General features: G+C 34.8%; 5 protein-coding genes. 3 read left to right on the top strand and 2 right to left on the bottom strand.

Annotated features, from left to right (window positions below; genetic code table 11):
- Positions 1-12: 12 nt before the first annotated feature.
- On the bottom strand, positions 13-4,272 hold the full coding sequence (locus HND50_15560) for a PAS domain S-box protein (protein ID NOG46658.1): 4,260 nt from the start codon (positions 4,270-4,272) through the stop codon (positions 13-15).
- A 43-nt stretch (positions 4,273-4,315) separates the two neighbouring features.
- Positions 4,316-7,792, bottom strand: coding sequence for a PAS domain S-box protein (locus HND50_15555; protein NOG46657.1), 3,477 nt, complete (start codon positions 7,790-7,792; stop codon positions 4,316-4,318).
- 362 nt (positions 7,793-8,154) lie between these two features.
- On the opposite strand from HND50_15555, the gene HND50_15550 reads away from it, so the two are divergent.
- From HND50_15550 to HND50_15540, 3 genes are all read left to right on the top strand, one after another.
- Positions 8,155-10,986, top strand: coding sequence for a PAS domain S-box protein (locus HND50_15550; protein ID NOG46656.1), 2,832 nt, complete (start codon positions 8,155-8,157; stop codon positions 10,984-10,986).
- 141 nt (positions 10,987-11,127) lie between these two features.
- Positions 11,128-12,000, top strand: a complete 873-nt coding sequence (locus HND50_15545) for a diguanylate cyclase (GenBank protein NOG46655.1) — start codon at positions 11,128-11,130, stop codon at positions 11,998-12,000.
- Complete coding sequence (locus HND50_15540; protein ID NOG46654.1) at positions 11,975-13,126, top strand: response regulator; 1,152 nt, start codon at positions 11,975-11,977, stop codon at positions 13,124-13,126. Before HND50_15545 ends, HND50_15540 begins: the two co-directional genes overlap by 26 nt.
- Positions 13,127-13,136 lie beyond the last annotated feature (10 nt).

Here is a 13,136-nt window from a genome sequence, read left to right as displayed (position 1 = left end):
TAACAGGCACTTTTATGCCAATACTTCTTTTATTTTTATGGCAATATCAGATCTTGAAAATGGCTTACTTATAAAATTAACACCTTCATCCAAAACTCCGCGATTTGTAATAATCTCTGAAGTATACCCAGACATAAAAAGAACTTTCAAAGCTGATTGATGTTTTGTCAATTCAGACGCTAATTCTTTTCCATTCATTTTAGGCATCACAACATCAGTTAGAAGCAAATCAATTTTAATATCATATTTTATAACTAATTCTAACACTTCTTCGGGAGAGTTCACTGCCACTACAGTATAATTTAGATTTTCCAGCATTGACTCCGTCATTTTTAGAATAGTTTGCTCATCTTCAACGAGGATAATTACTTCTTTGTTACCTTTTGGAATTTCTTTCCCTTCATCTTCTTCAATGCCTACATCCCCACCTTTATACTTCGGGAAATACAAGTTAAAATTTGTACCCTGGCCAGGTTCAGAATAAACATTTATTAATCCTTCATTTTGCTTTACAACACCGTAAACTGTTGCCAAGCCCAAACCTGTTCCCTTTCCAACCCCTTTTGTTGTAAAAAACGGCTCAAATATCTTTGCACTGGTTTCTTTATCCATCCCACACCCATTATCATAAACCGATATTGAAATATAGTCACCCGCCTCAGCAAAACTGTGAAGGATACTATACTCCTTATCAAAAGTAACATTTTTTGTTTTTATTGTAATTCTACCCACACCAGAAATCGCATCTCTTGCATTAATGCATAAATTGGCAAGAACCTGGTCGACCTGGCTTGGGTCCATTTTCACAGGCCAAATATCTTTTCCGGGTTCCCAAGAGAGTTCTATATCTTCACCAATTAGTCGTCCCAACATTTTAAGCATTCCTGTAACACAATCATTTAAATTTAAAAGTTTTGGAGCGATTGTCTGCTTGCGTGAAAAGGCAAGAAGTTGTGTTGTTAAATCTGCTGAGCGCTGACCGGCACTATTAATTTGTTTTATATCATTATATAATTTGTTACCTGGTTCCAATTCGGAAAGGGCCATCTCAGAATAGCCCAAAATAACCGCAAGCATATTGTTGAAATCATGTGCTACACCACCGGCTAATCTTGCCACAGATTCCATTTTTTGAGCTTGTTGAAATTGTTCCTGTAATATGATCCGTTCGGTAATATCTTCTTTCATGGAAACAAAATGGGTTATATTACCTTCTTTATTCAAAATCGGCCCAATTGTGGCATCTTCCCAAAATAACTCACCATTCTTTTTTCTATTTTGAAACTGACCACTCCAGATATTGCCCGAATTTATTGTATTCCATAATTCCGAATAAAACGCTTGTGTATGTTTTCCTGATTTTAATATTGAAGGCATTTTACCAATCGCCTCCTCGGAAGTATAACCCGTTAATTCGCAATACTTAGGGTTAACATATTCCGTAGTCCCGTCACTGCTTGTAATTACAATTGATACAGGGCTTTGCTCCAGCGCAGCCGTTAATTTTTTTATTTCTAATTCCCCTTGTTTCCTAACTGTAATATCATGGATTACACCTTCTAAAAGGATTGTACCATCGTCAAATTTACCACTCCTTATACCTTTCTCCCAAACCCATTTTTCCTTTCCATCAGCAGAAGTAATGCGGTATTCCAGTTCAAAATGCTTACCTATCCTTAAAGAATCATCAATAGAATTACGTACTTTTATTCTATCATCCGGATGAATTAGATCATTATAAGAGATTTCTGAATTATTGATTAGCTGAACAGGCTTATAACCAGTGAGTTGTACACTCGCGTCATTTACAAATAACATTGTCCAATCCTGGTCATATTTACATGTATAGGCCATCCCTGGCAAATTACTCATTAAATTTGAAAGTCTGGTCTCACTTTGCGTTATTTTTTGTTCTGCTTTTTTGCGTTCGGTAATGTCCTGGTGTGTGCCGACTATTCTGATTGCCTTTTCACCATCAAATACAGCTTCTGCACGGGACAGAATATCAACCCAATGACCTTTTTTGTGCATCATCTTAAACTCCATCTCAAACCGCCCCAGCTTTTTATTGATCAGGTCTTGTTGCATTTTCCATGCTCTTTCAACATCTTCAGGACGGGTTAGCTTCTCCCAAACACTAAAGTCATTAGGCAACTCATTATCTTCATAACCAAGTATACTTTTCCATCCCGGCGAATAATAAATCTCATTAGATATCAAATCCCAATCATAAAGCCCATCACGAGATGCATTCATAGCGATCGTAAACCGTTCCTCACTCTCTTTCAACACATCCTGGGTCTGTTTAAGATCGGTGATATCCGTTGAGAACAGGGCAATTCCAATAACATTTTCATCATCATTTTTTACAGGAACCTTATTGGTAAGCAACCACTTGATTGACCCGTCTGCTGCCGGTAATTTCTCGATTATACCAAGCTTAGGTTCACCGCTTTTCATTATTTTTTTATCATCTGCGTAATACTTATCTGCCATTGCCGGATAAATTTCTGCAGATGGTTTGCCTTCTATTTTTTCCTTAGGCAAATTGCTCATTTTTGCTGCGGTATCGTTTATCTTTATAATATTATTTTTTGTGTCTTTGTAAATAATAAAAGAAGGATCATTCTTGAGAAGTATTTCATGGTCATGTAGAACCTGTGCCAGCTTTATTTCAGCTTTTTTGCGCTCTGTAATGTCTTGTACTATTCCAACAATTGCGATTACTTTTTTTAATTCGTCTAATTGAGGTTCCCCTATCGCACGAATCCACTTTACCCTGCCTTCTTTAAATTGTAAGCGGCTTTCTACGTCCCAAAATTCACCATATTCAATCGCTTTATAAATATATTCAAGGCTTTCTTCTCTATCTTCCGGATGAAATTTTTTCGCAAATGAGTCCAGAGTCAAATTTCCTGGTTCCATCTCAAAAATCTTAAATAACTCTTCAGATCCGGTTATTTCGTTTGTTTCAGGAAATAACTTCCAATTGCCCAGTTGTGCTATCTGTTGTCCAAGTTTGAGATTTTTCTCATTTTCCTCCGCACGCTCTTTTGCTATGGTCAATTCAATCTCATGAAGCTTACGCTCATTTATATCCGTGAACAAAACACCAAACTGGCGGGGCCTCGTTTGAAAAGCATTTACATGGTAATAGATATTAAGGGGCCCAAACATTGCTTCAAAAGTGATTGGTTCTCCGGTAATGCCAACTTTTCCATAGCGCTCAATCCAATATTTTTCTGATGTCGGGAATAATTCCAAGAGTGTGTGGCCTAAAGTTTCAGAATTTTTTAAACCGGTTTGCCGCTCAAAGGCTGGGTTTGCTTCCACAAAACGTAAGTCAACCGGATTGCCCTCATCATCACAAATAACATCCTGAATTGAAAACCCTTCACTCATGCTTTCAAAAATATTCTGCAATCTTTTTTCATTTTCGAACAGCTTTTCTTCCGCTTGTTTGCTGGCAGTTATATCATTTATCATCACCATTAATGCAGATTTGCCATAATAGTTTATCTCAATGGCTGAAGCCTCTGCGACAATGATCTTTCCATCTGCTTTAATAAGGCGCCCTTCAATAAATGGTTCACTATCACCTTTTCCTGATAATCCACTTTTAATTGCAGATGCAACCACTGCTTTATAATCAGGATGTACAAATTCCAATATATTCTTTCCGATAAAACTGTTTTCTGAATTATGGCCCAGAAGATTTATGAGACTGTTATTAACAAATACAATCTTGTTATCAACATGGATGGCAACACCAACTAATAAACCCGCAACAATGTTAGAATATCGTTCTTCACTTTCACGCAAGGATTTTGTTCGTTCTTCAACCAATTTTTCTAAGCGTTCCTGATATTTTTTGTTTTCTTTCTCCAGCCGTCGTCGTTCGTCATCTACTGCTTTTACTTTTGCAGCATTATTTACAGCTTTAATTATCATATCTTTGGTAATCGGCTTTACAAGATAATCGAACGCACCTTCGCGAACAGCTTCAATGGATGTTTGCACTTCTGGCTCACCTGTCATAAGAATAACCTGCACAAATGGTGAGTCTTTATGGATTGACTTCAGGAGGTTCAAACCATCAATCCGTGGAAGAATTATATCCGTAACAATTACATCAAAATTATTTATTTTTAACAAATCCGATGCTACATCTGCATCCTCTGCGACCTTAACCTGGTGCCCATCTTTGATCAAAAAACTGCTTAACGTATCACGTATGCTTTTTTCATCATCAACTATTAAAATATTAGCCATATTATAACCCTTTGGATTTGATACCCGTAGATCCTTTAAAAAATTAAATGGTCCATCCATTATCTATTGGCAAATCGAGATAAAAGCGTGTAAACTCGCCCACCTCGGTTTCAAAATGCAGTTTTCCATTATGGTCTTTAACTAAACCGTAACTAATTGACAATCCTAGTCCTGTTCCAATTGCCCTGTCTTTGGAGGTGAAGAAGGGATCAAATATTTTCCCCTGAATATCTTCATTTATACCAACACCCTTATCTTCTACCATTACACGGAACCATCTGCGATTCTCATCAGCAAATTGAGAGACTGATATATTTATTACCTTATTCTCATCATATCCAGAATATTTTTGATTGAGAGAATCTCGTGCATTGGTCATTAAGTTCATTATTACCTGTCTTATTTGCTGGCTTCTGCATTTAATTGAAGGAAGGTTTTGTGGGATATCGATATTAAGCGTAATCTGATCTTTTTTGAAAACTATATTTACTAGCGATACGGTACTTTCTATAATGTCATCTATCCTGGCGGGACTGTGCGATTCCTTATCATCTCTTGAAAACGTTAAAAGGTTACGCACAATGTCAGAAATTCTTTCCGATTCACGGATAATTTCGCTTGAGTATTTTTTTAATGTATTTCCCTCTCCCAGCTCATCATCAATAAGTTGAGCGTAGTTCATGATTCCATTTAACGGATTGTTTATTTCATGCGCTACACCACCTGCAAGTGTCCCAACAGATTCCAGCTTTTGTTGGTGGCGCACTTGGGCTTCTACCGTAATTTTTTCTTTTTCGGCTTGCTTACGATCGGTAATATCAATAGACGTTGTGGGGTAAATTTCCTTTCCATGCACATCATATGCTATTCTTGCATACATTAGAACATCAAATGTACTACCATCCTTTCTTTTGGCTAAGAACTCGATTTCACACCTTCCAGATTCTTTTAAAGTCCGAATAACTTTTTCTGGTATTTTTGGATCAAGACAATGATTAACGGGCGATGTTCCAATTATTTCATCTGCATTATCATATCCCCACATTTTTACATAGGCTTTATTAACATAAGTAAACACACCGTCAACGTTTACAATATCAAACCCATTTAGAGAGTTCTCAAGTGCTTCATTTATTACTTCAAGTTTTTTCCTGTCCTTTTCACGAGTAGTCATATCAACTATCTGAACAAGATATCCCGTAATCTCTTTCTTCTGACGTAATGGGATAACGTACATATCCAGGTATTTTATCCCATTGTGATTTGTTGGATATAAATTGAGTTTTCTAATTGTGTCAAAATCAAGAGTAGTAGAAATGAAAACGGGTTGCAAATTCCTCAAAGCATCAGCTTTATCAGATGAGAGATTGGGGTCATCCCAAAATTCATATCCTAAAATATGTTTTTTATCATTTACCCCAAACAATTCCATAGTTTGCTTATTTACATCTATCAATTTTCCTTCTTTGTCATAGATTTGAATCGCAAGTGGGGATTGTTCAAAAATCCCCCTGAACTCTAATTCACTTTTTTTAAGGCTGTCTTCTGCTTGTTTGCGTTCGGTTATATCTTGACCGAGCCCGATAATCCCATATACTTCATTATCATCATTTAAAAGAGCAGTATCCCGCCAGCTTAACCATCTCCAACCATCTTTGGTTTTTGCCCTTTGTTCAATATAACAAGTGTAGGGCGGTCTAAATAGATCTTGCATTGCTAGTTCTGTTTTATCCTGATCTTCTTTATGGACTAATGGTAGAAATTTCTTATGTAATAGCTGGTCTTCGGTTTTTCCAAATAATCTACAATAAGATGGGCTTACATATAAAAAGTGCCCTTCTAAATCTACTTTTACAATTAAATCTGATTGGTTCTCTACAAGGAGCTTATATCTATTTTCACTCTCAATCAAAGTCTTTTCTGATTGCTTGCGCTCGGTAATATCCTTGGTTATTCCTACAAGTTCTTCAATCCTTCCATTTTTATCCTTAATCGTTGTAAGAGATAAAAGTATTTCAACATCTTCTTTTTGCTTATTAATACAGGTTACCTCAACACTGGGAATTTCTTTACCATCCAATAAATCAGTTATCAGATTTGTTAATACGGGCAAATCTTCATCTTTATAAATTAGACCAATCGGTTTTCCTATAACCTCGGAAGATTGAAAGCCATAAATTCTTTCAGCTCCTTTATTCCAAAATGTAATTATTCCTTCGATATTTGTTGAAATTACTGCATCACTAGTCGAATCTATAATAATTGAGCTTTTTCTAAGGGCTTTCTCTGTATCTTTCTGTGAAGTAATATCGACAACAACACCACCAATAAATCGTGGATTTCCATCTGCCACTGTTAGTGGGAAGTATGAAACTAAATAATGTGTTTCTCTACCTGGAGTTGAGGGAACCTCACCACTCAATTCTAAATTGTATACTGGTTTCCCGGTTTTTATAATATTTTTAAACAACGGTGCCATTAAATGGGCAGCTTTAGGCAAAACCTGATGAATCGTTTTCCCAATGTGTTCCTCTTTGGATGGTCCGTTTATTTTTTGAAGTATTTCATTAATATATACATACCTAAACTCTATATCCCAAATTGCCATTCCAACTGGTGAATTATCAAAAAAGGTATTTAAATGTTCTTCCCGTTCTTTCAACTTTTCTTCGGCAATCTTGCGATCAGTTATATCAGTATGCGTTCCCACAAAGCGAAGTGGCTGGTCTTCATCATCTCGTTCAACGATAATACCCTTTCCTGTTATCCATAGCCAATTGCCCTCTTTTTTCTTAAAACGAAATTCCACTTCAAAACGCTCTTTTTTACCTTCTAAGTGTTTTTGGGTTGCATCCATAACCATTTGTATATCATCTGGATGGACACGGTTTTTAAATTCATCTAACTTGTGTGGGAATTCATCCTTTTTATATCCCGCCATTTCATAATAACGCGGATCAAAGTAAACCTCATCGGTTTGCAAATTCCAATCCCACATTCCATCATTGGCAGCAAGCCTTATTTTTGAAAGGCGGTCTTCGCTCTCTTTTAATGCTATTTCCACATTTTTTTGTTTGGTAATATCTCGAGATACGGCAACCAATCCGTTATATATATTTTCAGAAAATAGTGGGGAAAGCTTGATGGAATACCAGCGCAACCCATCTGGCATTTTCAAACTATATTCATACCCAATGGAATTTCCTTTTTTAACATCAGGGATGGCTTTTGCAAACATTTTGTCAACATGAGCGGGCATTATTTGAGAATGTGTTTTGCCAATAAACTGTTCCGGCGATATAAAAAGCTTTCCTCGTGGAGAGTAAGTGGAAATAAATCGATTATCCTTGTCAAGTACAAAAACCATATCATCCATGACATTTAAAATATCTCTAAGGTTCTCGCCCGAATCTATGTTTTTTACTTGAGTTTCCCTATCATCACTGATTATGCCTGCTTTCTTACGTAAAGATTTGAGCTCTTCAATCAATTGAGCTTTTGTTTTCTTTTCATCCTTCATAAAAGGATCCTTTAGAATAGATTAAATATCAAGAATGGGTGATCAGAAAATAGTTCCTTCTGGTATGAGCATTTATATTTATTGCAAAGCCATTTCTCTGCAAAATGCCCATGCGAAAATTCCGCTCCCTCAAAAAATATGGTAATATTCTTTGGCCAACTTAGAAAATATAATTAAGACTTTGAATATATTTATTCCTCGGTTATCTCCATGCATAGATTAGCTAATTTCAATTATTTCAACTGGTTTAAATAACGATGTCCAGGATTTAAAAACAACCAATAAACTCCACAAATCCCGAATTATTTATTTCTCCAAAAAATATTCCGAAACTAAAAATATTCAACAAATTGGACTTATAAATGCGTAAACCTATTAATGTTCTCCACCTGGAGGATGAAAACAATGTGGTTGAGTTGGTTCACCAACTTCTTGTACACAATGATTTTCAACCAGTAATTACTCATGTGCAAAATCAGAGTGAATTTATATCTGAAATTGAAAATCAATCATATGATTTAGTTATTGCTGATTTTTCACTACCGAATTTTGACGGCTTGACAGCTTTAAATTTGTATAGAGCTGCAAATCAGAAAACCCCGTTTATTATTTTTTCGGGGTCAATTGGTGAAGAGAAAGCAATTGAAATCCTTAGGAATGGGGCAACAGATTATGTTCTCAAAGAAAATGTAAATGCCCTGATACCAGCGATAAAAAGAGCCTTAAAAGAAGCAAGTTACGAACAAAAAGAAATAGATTCGCAAAAAGAGTTAATTCGAAGTAAGGATCTCTATTATTCAACAATTCAAAATTTGCCCATTGGACTTTTAGTACTTAATCCTAAAGGGCAGATAATTATGGTTAATAATGCATTTTCAGATATCATCAATATCCATACCAAAGATGTTTTAAATAAAACTAAAATTGATGAGCTTAGCCCATTTGACAATCCTCAGATTAAGGCCCATTTCAGTAATTTATACCTTAAAAACAAGAATTTCGACTTTGAATCTCCTTTATTAACAACCGTTAATGGGAAAAAAATTCATTTACGGTGCCAGGGGATTGTAAATAAAGACACAAAAGGAACCGTTGTTACATTGCTTATTCTTTTGGGAGATGTAACAAAACGTAAAAAGTCAGAAGATGACGTTAAACATTTTAACAAATTATTTAAAGAATCTCTAAACGAGATTTATATCTTTGATGCAGAAACATACTACTTTATTCAGGTTAACCAGGCAGCACAAAATAACTTAGGCTTCACAATGGATGAGCTTATTAATTTAACTTTATTTGAAATTAATTCTGAATATGATAAAGATACGTTTGCAAAACGGGTGAAGCCCTTATTAAAAAATAAGACAGAAAAATTCGTATTTAAAACAAAACATAAGCGAAAAGATGGCTCTGAATATGATGCTGAAGTACACCTCCAGCTTTCTGACTTTAAAAACAAACAAACTTTCACTGCAATAGTTTTAGATATTACAGAACGCCGTCATGCTGAGTTGGCCCAACATGTAATTTATCGCATTACTTCAGCTGGGTTAAAAGCATCAAATTTATCTAATATTTATGCAATTACACAGTTTGAGTTAGGCCAGTTGATGGATACTAATAATTTTTTTATTGGGATTTACAATCAGGACGAAGATACAATTTCATTTCCGTACATGGAGGATGAGAAGGATCAATTTAAAGTTGTTCCCGCAAGTAATAATATTAGCTCTTTTGTGGTTAAAAACAACCAATCTTTATTGCTGTGTGGCGATGATGTTGAAAAGTTTATTATAGATAACAATATTAAAAGGATTGGCTCGCCTGCAAAAAGCTGGCTAGGGGTACCGCTTGTTGTTTTAGATGAAATAATTGGCCTAATTGTGGTACAAAGCTATAATGACAGTTACGCATATACTCAAAAACATCTTGAACTTATCGAGTTTATTGCAGATCAAATTGCTTCTATTATTATGAAGGAACGAATAGAAATACAACTTAAAGATGCAAATAAAGAAAATGAACAGTTGCTTGCCTCATTACCTTCAATTTTAATTGTAATGGATGAAAATGAGCGCGTAGTGCGATGGAATAAAGCGGCCGAAAACAGTTTTGGTATAAAGTTTATAAACGTGGTTAATAAAAAATTATTAGAATCTGGGATTTTGTGGGATTGGCCATCAATTATCTCTGGTATCGGTGAATGCCGAACCCAAAATACAACCTTAACCTTGCATGATATAGAATACACCACAATAGAAGAAAAAAATGGCTTTTTAAATGTGACAATTAGCCCATTTGTAGAAGAGAAGAAAACTTATCCCGGTTTTCTAATTATTTGCCAGGACATTACTGATCAGAAAATAATGGAAAGCCAACTATCTCAGGCCCAAAAACTGGAGTCGATTGGACAATTAGCTGCAGGGATTGCGCATGAAATAAACACACCAACCCAATTTGTTGGTGATAACACAAATTTCTTAAAAGATGCCTTTACGGATTTTAATGATTTAATCAATCAGTTTGAAACACTAAAAGAAAATGTAAAAAGCCAAAAAGAGATGGAGCCTATAGTTTCTGAAATAGACCAGACTATTGAAGAAATTGATTTAAGTTATTTATTGGAAGAGGTTCCCCTGGCAATAGACCAATCATTAGAAGGGGTTTCTCGTGTTTCAAAAATAGTCCGCGCAATGAAAGAATTTTCACATCCAGGAGCCAAAGAAAAAACATCAATTGATATAAATAAATCAATTCAAAATACAATTACTGTTTGCCGGAATGAATGGAAATATGTTTCTGAGATAATCACTGAGTTTGATGAAAACTTACCACCCATACCGTGTATCCCAGATGCATTTAATCAGGTAATTCTAAACTTGATTATTAATGCCGCACATGCAATTTCAGATGCCCTAAAAAAAACCGGCGAGACGAAGGGGATAATTAATATTTCCACACATCTACTTGAAAAAGAAGTAGAAATTAGAATAAAAGACAGTGGCACCGGAATACCAGAAAAAGCCCAACCAAATATTTTTGATCCTTTTTATACAACAAAAGAAGTGGGCAAAGGTACTGGACAGGGTCTCGCAATTTCACATGATGTCATTACAAAAAAACATAATGGATCCATTAAGTTTGAAACTGAGAAAGATAAAGGAACTACATTTATTATAAAACTTCCTGTTTAAATTAAACAATAAAAATTGCTTAGTAAAAAACAGGCATTGCTATTTCAAAGATGAAATAACTAAAAACTCAATTGAAAATTTGAGTTTAAAATTGAGAAGAATAAGGAAAACTACTTTTTCAAGACGAAACACAATGAGACTATGAATCCTGTTATTCTATTTATTGATGACGATGAGTTTTTTTTAGATAGTATAAAAAGAACACTTCATTTTTATGAACAAAAATGGAGTATGCTTTTTGCATCCAACACAGATGATGCTTTCAAATTGCTTTCAGATAATACTGCAACTGTAATTGTTTCAGATATTATGATGCCAGGAATGAACGGAGTAGAATTTTTCGAAATTATTCAAAAAACACACCCACTTGTTTCTCGACTGGTATTATCCGGAAATCCGAAACTTGAGACTGTTGTAAATGCACTTAACAAAGGACAAATATTTAAATACCTTATGAAGCCCTGTAATTCTGATGATTTAATTCAGGCAATTGCTGAAGGTATTCAAAAATATAATGAATTAAACAACCTTTTAAATAAAGCAAACTTGGACGGATTGACCGGCCTTTTTAATAAAAGTTTCATTGAAGATAAATTATCTGAAGAAATAAATCGTGTAAAAAGATATAAGCAGGATCTATCAATTTTGCTTCTTGATATCGACCACTTTAAAAATGTGAACGATACATTTGGCCATTTGGAAGGTGACAATGTATTAGCCACCGTTGCTGATAGTTTGCAAATGTCGATACGGGCAACCGATTTTTTGGGTCGGTACGGCGGTGAAGAGTTCCTGGTTATATTTACCGAAACCTCATTAGAAACAGCTTATAAAGCTGCTGAACGGTTTAGGCAAAGAATTAAGTCACTGGAATTTAAAAATGAGTTAATCAAAGTGACAATTAGTGGCGGGCTAAAACAATATTCCGGTGAAACGGCTAAACAGTTTTTAAACAAAACAGATAAACTTTTATACGAGTCGAAAAAAAATGGACGAAATAGAATTACAAAATAAAAAAATAAACATTCTTTTTGTGGACGATGAGCAGAATATTTTAGATGGCATTAAAAGATTGCTCAGAGATAAAAAAGATAAATGGAATCTTGAATTTTTTACAGATGCCGAGCTTGCAAAAGAAAAAATATTCGAATCAAATTATGATATTGTTGTTTCTGATGTAAAAATGCCTGGGATAAATGGTCTGCAATTACTTGAGAAAGTAAAATTACACTTAAATGAAAAAAGCCCAGAATTTATTATGATAACAGGTGTAAATGATAAGGAATTAAAACATTGTGCGTTAAACCTTGATGCAACGGACCTTTTAAACAAGCCAATACAAAGAGAGGACTTGCTAGCCAGATTAAATAATGCAATTCGTTTAAAATCTTTTAAAGATGAGATATGTACCCAAAATATAATGTTAGAACAGCAGCTAATTCAGTCTCAAAAAATGGAAGTTATTGGACTGATGACATCCGGTGTTGCTCATGATTTTAACAATATTTTAACTGTGATTTCGAACTACAACCAACTCCTGGAAATGTTGGGCCAGGATAACCCTGCCATAAAAGCACGGACTGAAAAGATCCAAACTGCCTCGGGCCACGGGCAGAAAATAATTCAACAAATTTTAAATTTTGTGAAGAAAAAAGATACAACTTTTGAAAAGGTTTCCCTCAACGGACTAATTGCCGAGTCGGTTGATTTATTAAAAATAACACTTTCTAAAAAGATTGATATAAATTATTCACTACCTGAAGACAGCTTGTTTATTATGGCAGATTATACTCAAGTTTTTCAAATAATTATGAATCTTTGCTTAAACGCAGCAAAAGCTATGAATAATGATGGCCGAATAAACATCTCATTATTAAATAACCAAATCGAGCCCGATCTAAGTACCGCAAAGAGCTGGACACTTTTGGAAGTTTCAGACAATGGGCCCGGGATGGATGAGGAATTTATGAAAAGAATTATTAATAATATGTCTTCAATTAAAAGGAGTCAGGAAGGTACCGGCCTTGGGTTGTCTATAGTACAAAAAATTATAAAAAACCATTCTGGAAGTTTAATTATTTCAAGTAACCCAGGAAATGGCACAACATTCAAAATATTTTTCCCTTTGCATCAAAATTAAATTTAGAGGT

Source organism: Calditrichota bacterium, from assembly GCA_013112635.1.
GTDB lineage: Bacteria > Calditrichota > Calditrichia > Calditrichales > J004 > JABFGF01.
The sequence above is the reverse complement of the archived record's forward strand: the minus strand, read 5'-3'. Positions and strand labels throughout refer to the sequence as shown.